Source organism: Aliirhizobium smilacinae, from assembly GCF_006335145.1.
Classification (GTDB): Bacteria; Pseudomonadota; Alphaproteobacteria; order Rhizobiales; family Rhizobiaceae; genus Neorhizobium; species Neorhizobium smilacinae.
Genome location: NZ_VDMN01000001.1, coordinates 377289 through 397317 on the forward strand (window position 1 = coordinate 377289; position 20029 = coordinate 397317).

16 protein-coding genes and 1 tRNA gene are annotated in these 20029 nt (G+C 57.4%); 9 read left to right on the top strand and 8 right to left on the bottom strand.

Translation table 11 applies throughout. The features are described from left to right. Window positions 1–12: 12 nt before the first annotated feature. The 4 genes from FHP24_RS01840 to FHP24_RS01855 form a co-directional block, all read right to left on the bottom strand. On the bottom strand, window positions 13–2997 hold the full coding sequence (locus FHP24_RS01840) for an EAL domain-containing protein (protein WP_246091566.1): 2985 nt from the start codon (window positions 2995–2997) through the stop codon (window positions 13–15). Between the two features lie 164 nt (window positions 2998–3161). Further along, a complete protein-coding gene (locus FHP24_RS01845) occupies window positions 3162–3482 on the bottom strand; it encodes an HlyU family transcriptional regulator (protein WP_139672068.1) in 321 nt (106 codons plus the stop codon). Between the two features lie 81 nt (window positions 3483–3563). Continuing rightward, window positions 3564–4811, bottom strand: a complete 1248-nt coding sequence (gene ilvA, locus FHP24_RS01850) for a threonine ammonia-lyase (protein ID WP_139672072.1) — start codon at window positions 4809–4811, stop codon at window positions 3564–3566. A 144-nt stretch (window positions 4812–4955) separates the two neighbouring features. Next, window positions 4956–5855, bottom strand: a complete 900-nt coding sequence (locus FHP24_RS01855; protein ID WP_139672075.1) for an alpha/beta hydrolase — start codon at window positions 5853–5855, stop codon at window positions 4956–4958. Window positions 5856–6038: 183 nt separating this feature from the next. Here FHP24_RS01855 and FHP24_RS01860 point away from each other — a divergent pair, with 183 nt between their 5' ends. The 3 genes from FHP24_RS01860 to FHP24_RS01870 all read left to right on the top strand — a co-directional run bounded on the left by FHP24_RS01860 (window position 6039) and on the right by FHP24_RS01870 (window position 8470). Next, window positions 6039–6476 carry a DUF3597 domain-containing protein gene (locus tag FHP24_RS01860; protein WP_139672078.1) on the top strand — a complete coding sequence of 146 codons (438 nt, stop codon included), beginning with the start codon at window positions 6039–6041 and terminating at the stop codon, window positions 6474–6476. A 211-nt stretch (window positions 6477–6687) separates the two neighbouring features. Further along, window positions 6688–6772, top strand: a tRNA-Leu gene (locus FHP24_RS01865). Between the two features lie 84 nt (window positions 6773–6856). Continuing rightward, the gene (locus FHP24_RS01870) at window positions 6857–8470 is read left to right on the top strand and encodes a hypothetical protein (RefSeq protein ID WP_139672081.1); all 1614 of its coding nucleotides are present in this window, start codon (window positions 6857–6859) and stop codon (window positions 8468–8470) included. Window positions 8471–8517: 47 nt separating this feature from the next. On the opposite strand, the gene FHP24_RS28600 is transcribed toward FHP24_RS01870, so the two are convergent. Then, window positions 8518–8685 carry a hypothetical protein gene (locus tag FHP24_RS28600; protein ID WP_180355856.1) on the bottom strand — a complete coding sequence of 56 codons (168 nt, stop codon included), beginning with the start codon at window positions 8683–8685 and terminating at the stop codon, window positions 8518–8520. A 308-nt stretch (window positions 8686–8993) separates the two neighbouring features. On the opposite strand from FHP24_RS28600, the gene FHP24_RS01875 reads away from it, so the two are divergent. Further along, window positions 8994–9554 carry a recombinase family protein gene (locus FHP24_RS01875; protein WP_139672084.1) on the top strand — a complete coding sequence of 187 codons (561 nt, stop codon included), beginning with the start codon at window positions 8994–8996 and terminating at the stop codon, window positions 9552–9554. Window positions 9555–9632: 78 nt separating this feature from the next. Then, the gene (locus tag FHP24_RS01880; RefSeq protein WP_139672087.1) at window positions 9633–10685 is read left to right on the top strand and encodes a hypothetical protein; all 1053 of its coding nucleotides are present in this window, start codon (window positions 9633–9635) and stop codon (window positions 10683–10685) included. 37 nt (window positions 10686–10722) lie between these two features. Here the strand turns inward: FHP24_RS01880 and FHP24_RS01885 are convergent, their stop codons facing one another. After that, window positions 10723–11124, bottom strand: a complete 402-nt coding sequence (locus tag FHP24_RS01885; protein WP_139672090.1) for a hypothetical protein — start codon at window positions 11122–11124, stop codon at window positions 10723–10725. A 365-nt stretch (window positions 11125–11489) separates the two neighbouring features. Then, window positions 11490–12089 (bottom strand): NAD(P)H:quinone oxidoreductase type IV, encoded by a 600-nt coding sequence (gene wrbA / locus FHP24_RS01890; protein ID WP_139672093.1) that lies wholly within the window; start codon window positions 12087–12089, stop codon window positions 11490–11492. Window positions 12090–12386: 297 nt separating this feature from the next. Here wrbA and FHP24_RS01895 point away from each other — a divergent pair, with 297 nt between their 5' ends. Continuing rightward, the gene (locus FHP24_RS01895) at window positions 12387–13172 is read left to right on the top strand and encodes a competence/damage-inducible protein A (RefSeq protein WP_139672098.1); all 786 of its coding nucleotides are present in this window, start codon (window positions 12387–12389) and stop codon (window positions 13170–13172) included. A gap of 89 nt (window positions 13173–13261) precedes the next feature. Next, window positions 13262–14101 (top strand): universal stress protein, encoded by an 840-nt coding sequence (locus FHP24_RS01900; RefSeq protein ID WP_139672101.1) that lies wholly within the window; start codon window positions 13262–13264, stop codon window positions 14099–14101. Between the two features lie 56 nt (window positions 14102–14157). Here the strand turns inward: FHP24_RS01900 and FHP24_RS01905 are convergent, their stop codons facing one another. After that, complete coding sequence (locus FHP24_RS01905; protein WP_139672105.1) at window positions 14158–14751, bottom strand: sugar O-acetyltransferase; 594 nt, start codon at window positions 14749–14751, stop codon at window positions 14158–14160. Window positions 14752–14913: 162 nt separating this feature from the next. On the opposite strand from FHP24_RS01905, the gene gpt reads away from it, so the two are divergent. Further along, a complete protein-coding gene (gene gpt, locus FHP24_RS01910) occupies window positions 14914–15411 on the top strand; it encodes a xanthine phosphoribosyltransferase (protein WP_139672108.1) in 498 nt (165 codons plus the stop codon). Between the two features lie 705 nt (window positions 15412–16116). Next, the gene (locus FHP24_RS01915; protein ID WP_139672111.1) at window positions 16117–19938 is read left to right on the top strand and encodes a vitamin B12-dependent ribonucleotide reductase; all 3822 of its coding nucleotides are present in this window, start codon (window positions 16117–16119) and stop codon (window positions 19936–19938) included. The last annotated feature ends 91 nt before the right edge of the window (window positions 19939–20029 follow it).

Genomic DNA, 20029 nt, shown 5'->3' on the forward strand with positions numbered 1-20029 from the left:
TCCCGGTTGGCCTTACGCAAGTTTGCCAACCAAACGCGAGTCTGCGTCCCGGTGGAAGCCGCTATCGCGAATTTCCGGCAGCCTCCTCGGCATATGCTTCAACTGAACGGCGATCGCGGGATCGATCTGCCGCGCGATATCGGACACTTTTGAGGGCCGGCCGAGCAGGTATCCCTGAAGTTCGTGGCAGCCCGCGTGAGCGAGAAAAAGCGCCTCTTCGGTCGTCTCGACACCTTCGGCGACAACCTTCATGCCAAGCCTGGTGCCCAGATCGATGATCGTTTTGACGATCATGCGGGCATTCTCCGCGATCGCAAGATTGGCCACGAAGCTGCGGTCTATCTTGAGGGTGTCGAAAGGATAACGGCTGAGATAACTGAGCGAGGAATAACCGGTGCCGAAATCGTCGAGCGCAATGGTAAAACCCATGCGCTTCAGTTCGCCTAGGATCTGAACTGCTCGCGCATCATCATCGATCAGTACGCTTTCGGTTATTTCCAGCTCGATGCGCCGGGGATCGGCACCGGTGCGTTGCAGGAGACCGGCAAGGTTGGCGACGAAATCGCCGTGACGGAACTGAAGCGGGCTGACATTGATGCTGATATGTCCCTCGATGCCATCGAGCAAACCGACCGCCTCGGCTAAGACCCACTCTCCGAGCTGGATGATCTTGCCGGATGCTTCCGCTACGGGGATGAAGTCTGCAGGGCTGACCATGCCTCTTGTCGGATGGCTCCAGCGCAAAAGCGCTTCGTAACCGCTGATGGACGCATCCTGGACATCTATGCGGGGCTGCAGATAGAGCTCGAACTGACCATGCTGCAAGGCCAGTTCCAGATCGCCTTCCAGCGCACGACGTTTTTCAATCAGGTCGTTCATGCCACAACGAAACAGGCGGAAGGCATTTCTGCCGGAATGTTTGGCGTGATAAAGCGCGATGTCGGCGCATCCGATGAGCGCATCCTTATCCGCCGTGTGGTCAGAATAGAGTGCGGCCCCGATGCTGAGCGTGACATTCACCTGCTCGCCACGACGGATATCAATCGGCACCGCCATTGCTTCCAGCACACGCTTGCTGAATGCTTCCAGATCCTGTTCGGTCGATATGCTTCCCAGAATTGCCGCGAATTCGTCTCCGCCGAGACGGGCGACCATATCCTGCGGCCCGACCGCTGCCATCAGCCTGGCAGACACTTCGCGGATGACCGCATCGCCGGCCTGATGGCCGTGAATGTCATTGATGTCCTTGAAGCGATCGAGATCGATCATCGCGATGCCGAAGACGTGGCCATCGCCGGCATGCGCCATGATGCCGTTCAGGCTTTCGGTGAACAGGACACGATTCGGCAGACCCGTCAGCGGATCATGCAGTGCGAGGTAGCGGATGCGCTTCTCTGCCTCTTTTCTCTCCCGCAGATCGACGAAGCAGCCGACACGCGCTTTCTCGCCATGGAAGCTGATATCGCGACCGCGTGCGGCGACCGGCACCATAGATCCATCAGGCAGCTCGATCGAGATCTCGTGCCTTGCATCATCGTTGAGCTTGATGATCTCGGAAACACGGATCGCCTCCCCGTCCCGCAGGAAATCGAAGATGGAACGACCGATCAGGTCGGGCAGCGGGCGCCCGACGAGTTTTGCCAGTTCTTCGTTGCCATCAACCACGATGCCGTTGCGGTGGATCATGATCGCTTCGAATGTCGCCTTCGCCAGGGCTGCAACACGCTCGGCATCGTCATATTGGCGCGACCACTCGGCGATCACTTCATCACGACCATCCTGAGCGTTTTCCTCCCTGCGGATGAGCATGACGCGATCGAGAATCCGGAAAAAGAGATAGGTTGCGCCAAACGCCCAGTAGAAATTGATACCGACGCCGACGACCTGCACCCAGAGCTGTTCCAGCCTTCCACCCGCAGGCAGATAAGCGAGCGGAGCAATCAGCGGCAGCAGCACGGCACCGGCCGATCCGGCAAAGGCGTAGATGCCCACCACCCCCATCGGATCACCAACCTTCAATCGGTGTGCGACAAAGAGGTTACCACAGATCGCGACAGCCCCACCGATGCCGCCGATGACCAAGGCGCCGGTGACGTCAACAAGGCCGGCACCCGCTGTTACAGCCGCCAGCCCGCCCAGCATGCCGGAGATCAACCGTTCCGGCAAAACCTGTCGATCCGTGCGCAGGGCGATCAGGGAACCTATGCAGGCCCCCATTCCGGCGGCCAGGAGTGAATTGACGATAACGGCGGGAGCACTCCCCCCATAGGCGATTGCAAAGCCACCATTCAGGCCAACCCAGCCGACGAAAAGCAGCAAGGCCCCGGCAGCGGAGAAAATCGCGTTGCGGCCCGGCACCTGCGAGCGGAGGAAGAAAGCACCCTTATCCTGCGAGCTGATCGCCATGCAGGCGGCGAGCGCGACCCATCCTGCCGTGGCATGAACAGAGACGCCGCCGGCAAGATCGACAAAATCGAGATTGGCCAGGAATGCCGTGAGATTGGGAAAGAGCAGATCCCCGCGCGCCCAATGCAGAAACACCGGATAGACCAGCCCCGCGACGAACAGACAGGTAGCAGCGAAGGCTTTCGGAGTCATCCGCTCGGCAACCGAGCCGGAAAAGATGGTGATCGCCACACCGCCAAGCATTAGCTGAAAAATAATTAAAGCGGACTGGCCGGATGTCAGATCGTCGAACAGGGAGAGGCCCGGCCCGGTTCCAAACGGGAACACCTGCGATTGCCCGAAGGCAAGAGTGGCGCCAATGAAGGCGAAGGCAATAACGGCGAGAACAAAGCCCAGAAGATTTGTTCTGGCGACCTTGAGCGAATTTCCCGGCCGCCCGGAACCGGCTGACCGAAACAGCAGACCGACCTGCATGATCATTACGCACGCTGCGACGACGATCATCCATATATCAGCGACTGCCGGCGAAATCGTGTGATCGCCGGGCAACCCGCTTTCAGCATAGGCATAAGGGGCGGAAAAAACTGCCACTATTAAAAACCATACAACGTGCGTCGAACAGAGCCGCTGTGATCTCATCGAAAAAGCCGCTGGGAAATTGATAAATGCCCAGCCAACCTAGATCGCAGGTTTTAATATTGAGTGAGTATCGTGTTGCCCCTGATCACCAATGGTTGAACAGGGTCGGAAACGGATCAGGCAGAGCGGGACTTTTCGCCGCCGGAGAAAAGCGACGGGCCATTCTGGTCGATGATCTGTTCCGCCTTGCGGACCGTGAAGGTCACAGCGTCATCCATCGAGGAGAACATGTCGGCCCGGATGATATTCCGCACCAGCGTTTCGCCGTTCACTTCCTTCTCGATCCGGCCGGCTAGGCGGTACTGGCCGCCTTCGGGAAGCGGCGCCGGATAGATCAGGCAATCGTTGTAGGGAACGGGCTCAGCGCCTTTGGCAGATTGCGCCGGCTTTTCCTTGCCCGAAAAGGCCGAAAGGAGAGAAGAGAAAAAAGATGCCATGATGTTTGCCTACCACATTGCTCCCGGCGCCGAAACGCACCCACCCGGCTGTAACCGTTTCATGCCGGGAGCGCCAGCCCATCAGATGATCAGGTTGGCGAGGATTTCGTTTTCGGTGATGTCTTCGTAACCAAGGCCTGCCGCTTCGAAACGCTCGTAAAGACCGGCAAAATTTTCCGGCGCCGTCGTTTCGATGCCGATCAGGATCGAGCCGAAATTGCGAGCCGACTTCTTCAGATATTCGAAGCGGGCGATATCGTCATCCGGCCCCAGAAGATTGAGGAAATCGCGCAAAGCGCCGGGGCGCTGGGGCAGACGCAGGATGAAATACTTCTTCAAGCCTGCATAACGCATGGCCCTTTCCTTCACATCCGGCAGGCGCTCGAAATCGAAATTTCCGCCGGAAACGACGCAGACGATGGTCTTGCCGGCGATCTTTTCAGGCGGGAGAAGCAACAGCGCGGTGATCGAAAGACCACCTGCCGGCTCGAGCACGACGCCTTCCACATTCAGCATATCGGTCATCGTGACGCAGATCGCGTTTTCGGGAACGAGCAGGACCTGTTCCGACGAAAAGCCTTTCAGCGCCTCGAAATTGAGCGTGCCGATGCGCGCGACCGCCGCGCCATCGACGAAATTGTCGACCTTCGAAAGCGTTATCGGCGATCCGGCTTCCAGACTTGTCTTCAGGCTCGGCGCGCCGGTCGGTTCAGTGAAGAGGAAACCGTCTTTAGCAACCAAATTCTTCAAATAGCCGGTGACGCCGGAGGCAAGGCCGCCGCCGCCGACGGGAAGGATGACCATGTCCGGGTGCACACCATCGGGCAACTGCGTTTCGATTTCCGCGGCAACGGTCGCCTGCCCTTCGATGATATCAAGATCATCGAAGGGGGGCACCATCATGCCGCCGATCTCTTCCACATGGGCGCGGGCCGCCGCATAGCATTGGTCGAAAATGTCGCCGACCAGCTTGATGGTGATGAACTCACCGCCGAATATGCGTGTCTTGTCGATCTTCTGCTGCGGCGTCGTGACCGGCATGAAGACCACGCCCTGCACTTCGAAATGGCGGCAGACGAAGGCAAAACCCTGGGCATGATTGCCGGCCGAGGCGCAGACGAAGGTCTTGTCGCTCGCGCCGGTGGTTATCGCCTTGCGCAGGAAATTGAACGCTCCGCGGATCTTGTAGGAGCGGACGGGCGACAGGTCTTCGCGCTTCAGCCAGATATCTGCGCCGTAACGACGGCTCAGATGCTCGTTCAACTGCAGCGGCGTCTCCGGAAAGATCGTCCGCATCGCCGCCCTGGCATCGTCCACACCTGTCTTCATCACTTAAACCACCCAAAGATCATCAAGATTTTCCCCGCTATGACACAGCAGGCGGAGGAAGACCAAGCCCGATTTGGCGTCTTTCCGTTCTCCGCCTGCGCCTTGCGTCCTGATCAAGGGTCGGAAACCGCCGAAACCGATCCGCTATTGATGAAAGACCTTGCCGAGAAAAGCCGTCGCCTGCGGCAGACCGGTCCGCCAATAGGTCCAATCATGGCCGCCTTCGCGCGCCATGAAATGATGCGGCACCTTCAGCTTCTGCAGCTTCAATGTCAGTTCGGCATTTCCGACGAAGAAATCGTCATAGGAGCCGCAGTCGATATAAAGCTCGGTCTTCTTGATGTCTTCAGCCGGCGTTTTGTCGACCAGATCCAGAACGCTGTTGGCGTAATAGGGCTGGTTGAGGCGATCGCGGCCGGTCAATCCGACACCCCAGGCTTTGCCATAACGGCGATCATACCCGGCCTGATCCATATCGACGATCTGCTGGTCGGTGCGGAAGGCCGCGCTCAAGGCCGCAGCACCGGCGAAAAGATCGGGATATTTCATCGAGAAGGCTATCGCCGCATAACCACCCATCGAAAGGCCTAGGATGCCGCGCGACTTCTTGCCAGGGAGGACCGGAAAGCTCTTTTCCACATGGGGGATGAATTCCTTCACGAACATGTCCTGCCATAGATACTGGCCGTCCGCATCGTTCATGTAATAGGTGTTGAACTTGTTGTCGTCGTCGCGGCGGCCTTCCGGCGTGACTGCGATGAAGGGTGGCACCTCGCCGCTTTCGATCAGCCTGTCGAAGACGAGATTGGCGTTGCCAAACCGATACCAGTCCTGGTTCTGGCCATCACCGCCGCCATGCATCAGATAGATGACGGGATAACGCCGTTCGTCGCGGCCGTAACCCGGTGGCAGGTAGAGCGTGAACTCGACATTCTTTCCCAGAATGCGGCTGGCCATGAACTGGCCCTCTTTCACCGTGCCCTCCGCATGGGCCGCAGTGCCGGTGAACAGAACCACCAGAAGAAACAACATCTTCCTGACCATATTTTCCTCCTCGTTGAAGCTGAGGACATAGCCCCGGGCCGAGCCGCGTCAACCTGCAGCGATCCGGCCATTTCGGATAAAGCCGCCGCCGACAGGAATTCGTTTCGTTTCGGCACGAGCCCCATTTCCCTCGCGCATTGAACGCCCTAGTTTCTCCCTCGTCACACTTTGAGGAGAGAACCCATGAGCATCTTCAGCAAGATCAAGAATGCGATCTTCGGTCATCCGGCGGCGGCGGCTGAAAATCCGGCCGCGGCCCCTGCCGCCACGACAGCCGCACCGGCTGCAGCTTCATCACCCACTTCGTCAGCAGCTCCGACTGCTACAAGTGCCGCTCCAGCTGCCACCCCGTCCGCCTCTTCACCGGTCGATGTTGCGCCGATCCTCGACGCTGCCGTCAAGAAGAGCGACCAGAAGCTCGACTGGCGCCATTCGATCGTCGATCTGATGAAGGCGCTCGGCATGGATGCCAGCCTTTCGGAGCGCAAGGAACTGGCAGACGAACTGGGTTATACCGGCGACACCGGAGACTCCGCCAAGATGAACATGTGGCTGCACAAGGCGCTGATGAAAAAACTGTCGGAAAATGGCGGCAAGGTGCCGGCTGATCTTCTCGACTAGAAACAATTGCGGCAAACGCGACAAGTCGGTCAGGCCGGTGCGATCAGCACTGGCCTTTCTCTTTATTGGCCCGCTTGTTCCCAAGGCTATCGCCATTCGGTCGCCGAGCAGGGCTCAGAACGACCAAAATTCAAACTTTGCAGAACTCTACCATCTGTTTTGCAAAGGTGAGCTTGACGGAATCGGCTATCTACCTGAAAAGCAAGGCAACGCGGACGTGGCGAAACTGGTAGACGCAAGGGACTTAAAATCCCTCGACTTCGGTCATGCGGGTTCGATCCCCGCCGTCCGCACCATCCTCAAGATTTAGCTTGAGATGTCAGTTAGTTATTGATTATTAGAGCCTTTTCGTCGCCCTACCCCTACAAAGGGCGCTACAAATGGTTGCTATGACTTCACTTCGACGTGCCGCCAATGGCGACTGGTTCAGCCGAAAAGGCATTCCCTCCGACATTCGTGAGGCCTACAAGGCAACCTATGGGGTTGCGATGGAAGAGCGTTTCCGCCTTTCCTCGTCAGCCACGATGGGGCAAGCGAAGGCAGAGCTACGTGACTGGGACGCCACGATTAGCAGCCGTATCGAGACGCTGAGAGCCGCGAATACGGGAGCAGTGATATCGCTGACCCAACGCCAAATCAGCGCGTTGGCCGGTGAATGGTATCGATGGTTCACAGAACTGTATGCGGATGATGCCGGCCACAAGGATGATTGGCCTTCTCGATACCGACCACTTCAGGAAATCTATGATCGGTTCGACATCGAGAGCATGGAGGAAGGTCAGCAAATCGGAATTGCCGCACGGAAGCGCATCAGGGCCAAGGTCTCCGAGATGGGGTGCCTCGCCACATTTCTCGCTGAAAAGGCCACGGCGCTGGATGAGAAATCCTTGAACGCCGTCATAGATGCAGTCGAACTCGAAATTGCACCAGCCTTCGCAGCCTTGGAACGGCGAGCGGCTGGGGACTATTCACCGGACGCGCGGCTTACTCGTTTCGCTGACCAGCCAGCCCATGCCAATGCAAAGGGTTTGAAGTTGTCAGGGTGGAATTTCTGGCAGGCCTTCGAGAAATGGGTGGCAGAGCGCAAGCCGGCACCTGCAACGGTAAGCCGCTGGAGGAGCGTCTTCCTCGGTTTGGACAGCTATTTTGACCAGCGTGACGTGGCCACGATCACCGACGATGAGGTGATAGGATGGAAGGGCACGCTAGTCACCGAAAAGCGGTCTGCTGCAGTGGCGAACGATGTGTGGATTACTGCGGCAAAAACAGTCTTCAACTGGTTGCTGGAAAACAAGAAAGTGGCTGCCAACCCGTTTGAGGGCGTCCGCATTGCCACGATTAAAAAGATCAAGGTGCGGGAGCGGGCATTCGAGCCGAGCGAGTGGAAGGCTATTCTCAGTGCGAGCCTTGCTCCACCATCGCCACGGCTGAAGCCCGAGAAGGCGGCGGCTCGTCGATGGGTACCGTGGCTGTGTGCATATACTGGATCGCGCCCCGGCGAGATGACCCAATTGCAGGCGACGAGTGTACGGCAGCAGGACGGCATCTGGATCATCGATATCAGCCCCGAGGACGGCACCGTAAAGGGCGCTTCATATCGCCGCGTTCCAATCCATGAGCATCTGATCGAGATGGGCTTCTTGGACTTCGTTGCCGAGAAAAAGACAGGCCCCTTGTTTTATGATCCAGCGGACAAACGTGTCACCACAGGGGACGACCCAACAAAGCCCGTTCGCCCGCCGTATGTAATCGCTCGTAATAAGCTTGCAGAATGGGTGCGGAATGATGTCGAGGTTACAGACCCGAACATCAGCCCCAATCACGCATGGCGGCACACGTTCAAGCGGCAGGCCGCAAGGGTCAATATGGAGAAGCGTTTCCGGTTTGCGTTCTGTGGCCACGAGAGTGACGATGTTGGGGACATCTACGAGACACCGACGCTGGAAGATATGGCCGAGGAGTTGAAGAAGTTTCCGCGTTACGTGGTCGACTGATAGCTATGGCTAATCGACTTGTATTTCCTCCAAAAAGAGCGAAAGCTTCATCTTTTTTGAAGACGGCGCAGCTCTTCATTTATTACGTCGATCGATATGGTGCTGAAGTCAAACTGCTCATAAAGTGGCACTAGGAAGCTGTGTAGGATTTCGGCCAAATTTTCCTCGATTTGAGTGGTCGTTACCTGCATTTCCATCACCTTGCTGTCCGTCATGCTGATGCCACGACGAACCGCGTACCGCCTATCGAAAATCGTATCTATATGGCGCCCCTTTAGTCCACTGTACTCGGCTCTTATCCTGATATCGAATTCGCCCTCAGCCAAAGCGAAACGCTCGCAACCTAACCCGCTGGCCTCGTCGATGCTGGAGGGAAGAAATTCCCTTCAGTCTCAATAGACCACGCCCTAATGACTCCAGCGGCATGACTGCCGAACGTGTGCCACATGAATGGTATTTGACTTTTGAGACGGATAGCGCCAGAAGATCTAAAACTTCAATGACACCATCGGAGCTGTTTCAAATGCCCACCACCATCATCGGCTACGCCCGCACCTCGACCCTTGATCAGACCTATGGCCTTGATGCCCAGCTCCACGAGTTGGAGGCGGCAGGCTGCGAGAAGGTGTTCAAGGAGCAGCTCTCCTCGGTCGATAAGGAGCGGCCTGAGCTGACCCGTGCGCTGGACTATGCCCGCGAGGGGGATGTATTCGTCATAACAAAGCTGGACCGACTGGCCCGCTCCATGACCGACCTCGTAAGGATCAAGGACACGCTGGAGGCCAAAGGGGTCACGCTCAAAATCCTCAATCTCAACATCGACACCTCGACCCCTACCGGCAAGCTGATGCTAAGCCTGTTGGGTTCCATCGCTGAGTTCGAGCGCGACATCATGTTAGAGCGGCAGCGGGAGGGCATTGCCAGGGCGAAAGCTGACGGCAAATACAAGGGCCGCGCTCCAACCGCTCAGCGGAAAGCCGATGATGTGAAGCGCCTGAAGGCTGGGGGGAAGACCGCCGAGCAAATAGTTGTGGAATTAGGCATCAGCCGGTCGAGCGTGTTTAGGGCGCTGCGGGCGGAATAGTTGCGCCTGCGTTTGTCATGGGGTGATTATGTGTTTTCAGAATTTGTTCGGCAAGTTTCATGGGAGAGATGAAACCAAATGAGTGAGGCGTTCGCGGCAACGGACAACCTTGGTGTAACCAAGATAACTTCCCCATTGATGGAAGTCTTGGATAATAGACTTCTTCGCTTGGCTGTCCACGATGACCACGATGAGTTCGTTGTTGCTTACTCGCGTCTACATCGCCATCTAGCACGATCATTCTTGCGCGCCTTGCAGGTAGCTGAGAAGTACGAGAAAGCGCGAAATCAAGAGATTGCGGAAAACAATGAATTGCTCAGTTCTGATGCTGACGAGTTGAAGGACGCGTTTTTAGAAGCTGCATATCGGTTCGCGGAGTTGAATGAATTTTATGAGAAAGATCTAAGGTCGTATTTTCCTCAGATACACAGGTCCGAAGCATATCAGCATTTTTCAGCAAATCTCAAAAGGTTAAGCAGACCATGGGATTTGCTGTGCAACCGATCCAAACACAATCACACTTACCTCGTGATCGCGGAATGTGTTTATGAGGACAGTTCACGGTGCTGGGGCTTTTCCATGTATCACCGAGATGGCGACTTAATCTCTGTTGATCATCGATTTCACAAAAGCCTCGATATCGTATCATTTCGAAGAGCGTTTCGAACATTGCTCGATACGATATTGCACATAGATATATTGGCAGCCGATCTATTCAAGGAAATCCCTGATGAGCAGGGAGCAGCTCCTCTAGAGACCTATGTTGTCTTTCTTCCTTATGAGGCCGTGATTTTAAAAGTCCTCGCACAGTCATGGATAGGAATGCCGGGAGAGAGTGTCCCCGCTTTTAACGTTGGAGATCAGCCCCAGTTTAGAGGCTTAGGTGGCTCCATCTCTCCGGGCATAGGCGATGCGACAATGAGTTTCATCTTCGACTTCTACGGAAGAAACGTTCGGGTCAGAATTCCATACGGAAAAGGCGAGTTTGGTTCGGAAATAAGCTTCCCTGAGTATCGCGCTCGGCTTCCATTCCCAATGTATCTGCGAATGGTAGTGCAGAACATAACGGTCGAGCCAATACCCGCGCCAGCCTATCCCTTCACAAACATCGGAGTATCGTTCGAACAGTAACCCCTCTCTGCATTGCTCGGAACTGAAATCCAGAATTTCAATCGCAAACCACGGGATTGGATCGTCCATCCCATTCCGTATAGCAATCTGAGTTGCCCAAGTCGCTCAACCTTTTTCCAACACCCGGAAGCCCCTCAAAGAGACCTGTCACTGGACCGGCTATGACCACCACGACAACGAGGCCAACCACCCAGCCCAGCCAACTCTTGCCAGTCTTAGCGGCCACCTTCAGGCCAGCCCAAATTGCCCCGCCAAAAGCTAAGGCGATGAGACCCCAATGCAGGCTGAGAGCCACGAAGTTTTGGAAGAGTGCCGGCAGGAAATGACGCTCGTTTAAAGCTGGCCCTATTGAGGACCAGAGGAACACAACCGCTAAGCCGCTGACCCATTTACCCCATAGCGGCAGCCTCAGCCATCGAGCCCTCATCGTATAAAACATCACTGTCCCCACAGCCAGAAAGCTGGTCAGCTATCAGCAGGGTGACTGCTCGTCAACGAACGGGCGATTTACGGAAGTGTGTTGTCATCCGCTACAAAGAGCGCTACAAAGCCGCTCCGTCGCGATGGAAATAATGCTTTAAAATCAACAACAAGACATGCGCATGCCGGTTCCCCGCCGTCCGCACCAAGCGATCAAGCTTCTGATATAAAACACCTAAATCTCGTTCCAGATACTTTTTCCCGAGGCCCGGACCGGGAAAACCTGGTCACAGGTTCGGTATTTGTGACCAAAACCGTCTCCGAAACGAAAAAGGGAGCAGCGAATGCCACTCCCCTTGGTATCGATCATGCGGCCAATCGAGATCAGGCCGAAAGCTTGGCAGCGATCTTGGCGACGTGGGCGCCCTGGAATCGTGCACCTTCCAGTTCGATTTCGGAAGGCTGGCGCGAGCCGTCGCCGTTGGCGATCGTCGTTGCGCCGTAGGGAGAGCCGCCCTTGACTTCTTCGGTGCCCATCTGGCCCTGGAACGAATAGGGAAGACCTACAACCGCCATACCGTGGTGCAGCAGGGTCGGAATGAAGCCGAGAATGGTGGATTCCTGGCCGCCGTGCTGGGTGGCGGAAGAGGCGAACACCGAGCCGACCTTGCCGACCAGCTTGCCTGCGAACCACAGGCCACCGGTCTGATCCCAGAAATTGCGCATCTGCGATGTGACTGTGCCGAAGCGCGTTCCAGATCCGACGATGATCGCGTCATACTGGTCGAGTTCATCGACGGTGGCGATCGGTGCAGCCTGGTCGAGCTTGAAATGGGAAGACTTGGCGACTTCTTCCGGAACCAGTTCCGGAACGCGCTTCACGGTGACTTCGGCACCGGCGGACTTTGCGCCTTCGGCGACCGCATAGGCCATCGTTTCGATATGGCCATAAGAGGAATAATAGAGAACCAGAACTTTCGTCATTTTCTTCATTTCCTTTGGGGATGTGGAAGCCGTTGCGGAACTTGACGTAGGTGCGCCGCCGAACAGATTTTTCAAGAACTCGATTATCATCGACCTGCCTTGTTACAAGCGTATGGCCGGAAGCTATCGGACACCAGCATGCGCCGCCAGACGCTAGCCTCACGACGCACTGTCCACTATTTTCGAACGACCTCAGCATACCTTCTTCAATTTGCGCGTTATCAAGTCCTAGCCGGTGGGATTGCATTCCCCGGCAGGCGGGCTAACGTCCAGCCATCGAAAAAAGCGAGCCCAAACATGTCCAGTCATACCGCCTCCCCCATCATCGTGACCGCAGCCATGCTTGCCATCGGCGACGAACTGCTTTCGGGGCGCACCAAGGACAAGAATATCGGACATCTGGCCGATATGCTGACGCTGTCGGCGATCGACCTGAAGGAAGTTCGGATCGTCGCAGATGAGGAAGAGGCGATCGTCGAGGCGCTCAACGCATTGAGGGCGCGCTACGATTATGTCTTCACCTCGGGCGGGATCGGTCCGACCCATGACGACATCACCGCCGATGCGGTCTCCAAAGCCTTTGGTGTCGATTGCATTCATGATCCCGACGCGATGACGCTGCTCGCCGAGATGTACAAGCGGCGCGAGATGGAATTCACTCCTGCCCGCCAGCGCATGGCGCGGATGCCGGAAGGCGCCACGCATATCGCCAATCCGGTTTCCACGGCACCCGGCTTCATTGTCGACAATGTCTATGTGATGGCGGGTGTGCCGCAAGTGTTCCAGGCGATGGTCGACAATGTTCTGCCGACTTTGCGCAGCGGCGCCAAGATGTTGTCCCGTGCCGTCTCCTGCCCCTATGGCGAGGGCGATATCGGCACGCTGCTGTCGGATATTCAGAAGGCGCATCCGGACACCAGCATCGGCTCCTATCCGCGCTTCGACGGAAAGAAATTCTCCACCGAGATCGTCGTGCGGGCCCGCGACGCCGAGGCCATGGATGCGGCGGCAGACGCCGTCTCAGCGATGATTGCAAATCTTGATGGCAAGGGAATTTCGGCCAATCCTACTGCGGATGCATGATGCATGACGGGCAGCCGTTGACCCTCGCCGCAGCAGCCCCACCTTATTGGAACAAGGCTCGAAACGAAGCCGGTAATGAGGAGATGTCCATGTCCTACAAGACGGTTCTTGCCGTTCTCGACACGCAGCGGAATGCACCGCAAATCACCGACTTTGCCGTCGCGATCGCCGAGCAGTTTTCTGCGCATCTCGTCGGAGTTCACACGGAAACGCTCGCCGCGGTGCCGCTGATCGCGCCGATGGAAATTCCCGATCCAACAGCGATCGAAATCCTGCAGGAAAGCGCGCAGAGAGAAACACAGGCGATCGAACAGATCTTTCGCCAGAGGACCACCCGCGAGGGGCTTTCGGCCGAATGGCGTAGTTACATGCTGGCAGCCGGTTATGCGTCGAGTTCCGTGCAGGAGGTCGCGCGGACCGCCGACCTGATCGTTGCCAACCAGAGCAGCCCTTCCCAAGCCGATCATCGCGCCGATCTGGAAACGTTCCTGTTCGAAAGCGGCCGGCCGATGCTGCTGGTACCCTACACGCTGAAGCAACCGAAGCCGATCGAGCGTGTTCTGATCGCCTGGAACGGTTCGCGTGAGGCCGCTCGCGCCACTTTCGATGCCCTGCCTCTGTTGAAGCAGGCCTCCTCGGTCGAAGTGCTGGTCATAGACCCGCCGGACCGCGGCGACAGGGATCGCGAGCTTGCCGGTTCGGATCTGGCCGCCACGCTTGCCCGTCACGGTATCTCCGTCACCCTGACGACGCAGGACAGCGGTGGCGCCTCTCCGGCTGCGGCGATCGAAAACCGCTTGGCCGATAAAAGCATCGACCTGCTGGTCATGGGCGGCTACGGGCACTCGCGCTGGTGGGAGATGTTCTTCGGCGGCGTCACCCGCAGCCTGCTCGATTCGATGACGGCGCTGACGCTTCTGTCGCGGTAAAGCTGGATGCGGCAGCGGCTGATTGGCCGCTGCCGTTGCTCTTTTCACCAACGCGGCTATTTGCGGCCAAAAGTCTGTCGTTTTTCATCTTCCGCAGTAATCTCGCGAATCACCCGCGCCGGGTTGCCGGCTGCAACGACATTTTTCGGGATATCGCGTGTGACGACGGCGCCGCTGCCGATCACGGCACCATCGCCGATCGTGACCCCTGGCATGATCGAGACCCCGCCGCCGATCCAGACATTATTGCCTATGGTGATCGGGAGGGCATATTCGAGGCCGGCATTGCGGCGCTGATGATCGAGAGGATGACCGGCCGTGTAGATGCCTACATTCGGGGCGATGAAGACATTGTTGCCGATGGTGACCTTTGCGCCATCGAGAATGACGAGGTTGACGTTGGCGTAGAAATCGTCGCCGATCTCGATATTGAAGCCGTAATCGCAGTGGATCGCGCCGTCGAAGACGAAATTCCTGCCGATCCTTCCCATCAGTCCCCGGATCAGGTCTGCACGTTCTACATCCTGATCCGGTGAGAGCGCATTCAGCCGGTGCAGGACACGTTTTGCCGCCTTGCGTTTTTCCAGAACCGTCGGATCGTAATTTGCGTCATACAGCAATCCGCGCGCGGCCTTTTCCAGTTCGTCCATCCAATACTCCTTACGACCAAATGGGCGGTACCCGCTTCGCAGAGGATTGAGGCCATATCTGGCCGCGATCGCGGTCGATCCTACACGGCCCGCTTGCCTTCCTGCCTCGTCTGCCGCTATTAGCGAGAGCCAACGAAGCTCTCACGCACCTGGCAGAACCCTATGTCTCTTCCCGAAAAAGCATTCCCCGTTTCCTGGGACCAGTTTCACCGCGATACACGCGCCCTCTCCTGGCGCCTTTCCGGTCTGAATCGCGAGTTCAAGGCAATCGTCTGTATCACCCGCGGCGGCCTGGTTCCGGCGGCGATCATCTCGCGGGAACTCAATATCCGCCTGATCGATACGGTCTGCATCGCCACCCGCCACGACTATGTCGATCAGGGCGAGACGGTGCTCCTGAAGGGCATCTCGGCGGAGCTTCTGGAAAACGACGGCGAAAGCGTGCTGGTCGTCGATGACCTGACCGATACCGGCAAGACGGCCAGGGAAGTGCGCGAGATGCTGCCCAAGGCGCATTTCGCCTGCGTCTATGCAAAACCCTCCGGCGTACCGACGATCGACACGTTCGTCACCGAAGTTTCCCAGGATACCTGGATCTACTTTCCCTGGGATTTGGGCTTCACATATCAGGAGCCGATCGCAAAGGGACATCGCGGATAATCTGGCCCTCGCGGTTTTGCATGGTCCGCCTTACGAAGTTGCCTGCCGTTTTGGTGTCAATAGCCGGCCCGTCATCCACAGGATGACGGGCCGTTCTGTATTTAGGGGAGCGTGTTACCCATATGTCTCAATATGGTATAACCAAGTGCTCAAATGCCCGTTGAGACAGGGGTTCTAAAAGACTTCGGCTGCCCAGATGGCGCCACAATCGAAACTCGCAAGTCTTGCGCAAGCTTCAACCTTCTCCCGCAACACATTGAGAATCCTAGGGCTTTTTTATTCCCCGTTATCCACAGGCATGAACCACAATATCTTGTGGTTTAAAAACTCCTACGAACTACGGCTTGACCGAATCGCGCCATCGCCGCATGAATAAACCCATGTTGCGGCGGCGACTGGACCGGGAGTACTGAGGCCGGTCTTTTTCGAGTTTGACGGAAACAATTGAGCGCCAGGTGTGTTTTGACATACCGCCCGGCGGCGGGTTTTCATGCGCTCGAAAACGTTTCCGCAATCGTGATTGGCACTGGCGGAAAGAACCTGTTAATACTATATTTAGTGTTTGCAGCCACCATCCAGCACAATATACAGATAAGCATCCACGATGAGTCTGGATGGAATTTTTAGCCGGCCGCCCATGATGGCGAGCGGCCGCAGCGGACATGTGCGCCTTTCACGGCGACAACGGATGAAGGATCTAAGGCAATGCGCATCGAACGTCGTTTCACCAAGCCTGCGACAGGCGCCTACGGGGAAATCGAATTCCGCAAGGCGACCAGCGAGATCCGTAATCCGGATGGCTCCATCGTCTTCCGGCTGGCCGATATCGACGTTCCGACGCAGTTTTCCCAGGTGGCAACCGACGTTCTGGCGCAGAAATATTTCCGCAAGGCCGGCGTTCCGAAGATCCTGAGAAAAGTCGAGGAAAACGACGTTCCATCCTTCCTGTGGCGCTCAGTTGCCGACGAGAAGGCGATGAAGGACATTCCAGAAGGCGAACGCTACGGTTCGGAAATCGATGCCCGCCAGGTGTTTTCGCGTCTTGCCGGCACCTGGACCTATTGGGGTTGGAAAGGTGGCTATTTCACCTCCGAAGACGACGCGAGCGCTTTCATGGACGAGCTTGCCTATATGCTCGCCACCCAGCGGGTCGCGCCGAACAGCCCCCAGTGGTTCAATACCGGCCTGCATTGGGCCTATGGCATCGACGGCCCCGGCCAGGGCCATTTCTATGTCGATCCCTTCACCGGCAAGCTGACCAAGTCCAAGTCGTCCTATGAACATCCACAGCCGCATGCCTGCTTCATCCAGTCCGTCGGCGACGACCTAGTCAATGAAGGTGGCATCATGGACCTGTGGGTTCGTGAAGCACGCCTGTTCAAATACGGCTCCGGCACCGGCTCCAACTTCAGCCACCTGCGCGGCGAAGGCGAAAAACTGTCCGGCGGCGGCCGTTCAAGCGGCCTGATGAGCTTCCTCAAGATCGGAGACCGGGCAGCCGGCGCGATCAAGTCGGGCGGAACGACACGTCGCGCGGCCAAGATGGTCGTCGTCGATATCGACCATCCGGATATCGAGGAATATATCAACTGGAAGGTCAAGGAAGAGCAGAAGGTTGCCGCTCTCGTCACCGGCTCGAAGATCGTCGCCAAGCACCTGAAAGCGATCATGAAGGCCTGCGTCAACTGCGAAGGTTCTGACGACGATTGCTACGACCCGTTGAAGAACCCGGCCCTGAAGCGCGAAATCAAGGCTGCCAAGAAGGACCTGGTCCCGGAAAACTACGTCAAGCGCGTCATCCAGTTCGCCCAGCAGGGCTACAAGGATCTGCAGTTCAAGACCTATGACACGGATTGGGATTCGGAAGCCTATCTCACGGTTTCGGGCCAGAACTCGAACAATTCCGTCTCGCTGAAGGACGACTTCCTGAAAGCCGTCGAAAACGACGGCGAGTGGAACCTGACCGCCCGCAAGGACGGCCGGGTGATGAAGACGCTGAAGGCCAAGGACCTGTGGGAACAGATTTCCTATGCCGCATGGGCATCTGCTGATCCGGGCATCCATTTCAACACGACGATGAACGACTGGCACACCTCGCCGGCCGGTGGCCCGATCCGCGGCTCCAACCCGTGCTCGGAATACATGTTCCTCGACGACACGGCCTGCAACCTCGCTTCGCTCAACCTTCTCCAGTTCAAGGACAAGGCGACCAAGAACATCGCGATTGCCGATTACGAACATGCCGTTCGCTTGTGGACCGTCGTGCTCGAAGTGTCCGTCATGATGGCACAGTTCCCGTCGAAGGAAATCGCTGAACTCTCATACCAGTACCGCACGCTCGGCCTCGGCTATGCGAATATCGGTGGTTTCCTGATGTCGTCGGGTATCCCCTACGACTCGAAGGAAGGCCGTGCGATTGCCGGTTCGCTCACCGCGATCATGACTGGCGTCGCCTATGCGACTTCTGCCGAAATGGCAGGTGAACTCGGTCCGTTCGCCAACTTTGCACCGAACCGCGAGAGCATGCTGCGCGTCATCCGCAACCATCGCCGCGCCGCTTACGGTGAATCTACCGGCTATGAGCAGCTGTCGGTCAATCCGGTTCCGCTGGTCGATGCGGAAAACCCGGACCAGGATCTGGTCGCGCATGCCAAGGCTGCCTGGGACAAGGCCCTGATGCTCGGCGAAAAGCACGGCTACCGCAATGCCCAGACGACCGTGATCGCCCCGACCGGCACGATCGGCCTCGTCATGGATTGCGACACGACCGGCATCGAGCCTGACTTCGCACTCGTCAAGTTCAAGAAGCTCGCCGGTGGCGGCTACTTCAAGATCATCAACGGTGCGGTTCCGGAAGCTCTGCGTACGCTCGGTTATACCGAAAGCCAGATCGCCGAGATCGAGGCCTATGCGATCGGCCACGGCAACATCAACCAGGCGCCCGGCATCAATCCCGGTTCGCTGAAGGCCAAGGGTTTTTCCGACGAGAAGATCGAAGCGATCAACGGCGCCACCAAGGCCGCCTTCGACATCAAGTTCGTCTTCAACCAGTGGACCTTGGGCACCGACTTCCTCAAGAACACGCTGAAGGTCTCCGACGAGCAGCTCGCCGACATGAGCTTCAACCTGCTTGAGCATATCGGTTTCTCGAAAAAGGACATCGAAGCCGCCAACATCCACGTTTGTGGTGCGATGACGCTGGAAGGCGCGCCTTTCCTCAAGGACGAGCATCTGGCCGTTTTCGATTGCGCCAATCCTTGCGGCAAGATCGGCAAGCGTTACCTCTCGGTCGAAAGCCATATCCGCATGATGGCGGCTGCCCAGCCGTTTATCTCGGGGGCGATCTCCAAGACGATCAACATGCCGAACGATGCGACCGTAGAAGATTGCGGCGCCGCCTACATGCTGTCGTGGAAGCTGGCCCTGAAGGCCAACGCGCTCTACCGTGACGGCTCCAAGCTCAGCCAGCCGCTGAATGCCTCGCTGATCGACGAGGACGATGCGGAAGAAGCTGTCGAAGAACTGATGCAGCAGCCGATCGCAGCCCAGGCGGTGCAAATCACCGAAAAGATCATCGAACGCGTCATCGAGCGTGTGACCCGCGAACGCGAAAAGCTGCCGAACCGCCGTCAGGGTTACACCCAGAAGGCCAATGTCGGCGGACACAAGGTCTATCTGCGCACCGGCGAATTCGGCGACGGCCGGATCGGCGAGATCTTCATCGACATGCACAAGGAAGGCGCTGCCTTCCGTGCGATGATGAACAACTTCGCCATCGCCATCTCGCTGGGTCTCCAGTACGGCGTGCCGCTGGAAGAATATGTGGAGGCTTTCACCTTCACCAAGTTCGAACCGGCCGGCATCGTGACCGGAAACGACGCGATCAAGAACGCCACGTCGATCCTCGACTACGTGTTCCGCGAACTCGCCGTCTCCTATCTCGGCCGTCACGATCTTGCGCATGTCGACACGTCTGACTTCTCGCAGACGGCGCTCGGCAAGGGCATTCAGGAAGGCAAGACCAACCTCGTCTCGACCGGCTGGACCCGTGGCTACAAGCCGACGCTGGTCTCCAGCACCGGCGGCATCGACCGCGCTTCCGGCGAGCCCAAGGGTTCGGCAACCGCCGCCCCTGCCCGCGCCTCGGCCACGGTAACCTCGTTTGCCGGCTCTGCCGCCCGCAAGCTGGAACCGACGCTCGCCATCTCGACCTCGGAAGTCGTCTCCTTCAAGCGTGACTACGAAGAACGCGCCAAGGAACTGGCCGAAGAGATCGCCGAGGAGGTCCATGAGGAACTGGCGAGCGAAAGCAAGCAGGCCGCCACTGCGCTCTTCTCCGACAAGGCTGCAGCAGACGCCGCTGCCGCCAAAACGGAAGCCAAAAAGATCGAAGCCGACCGCCGCATGAAATCGATGATGCAGGGTTATACCGGCAACATGTGCTCCGAGTGCCAGAACTTTACGATGGTGCGTAACGGGACTTGTGAGAAGTGCGACACATGCGGCGCGACGAGCGGTTGCTCTTGATAATTGCAGGGATAAGTGGCGCCGCCACTTTCCGGCAACCCGAGTTTAGATAAACTAATCCCCGCGGTGATTGAGTTCACCGCGGGGATTA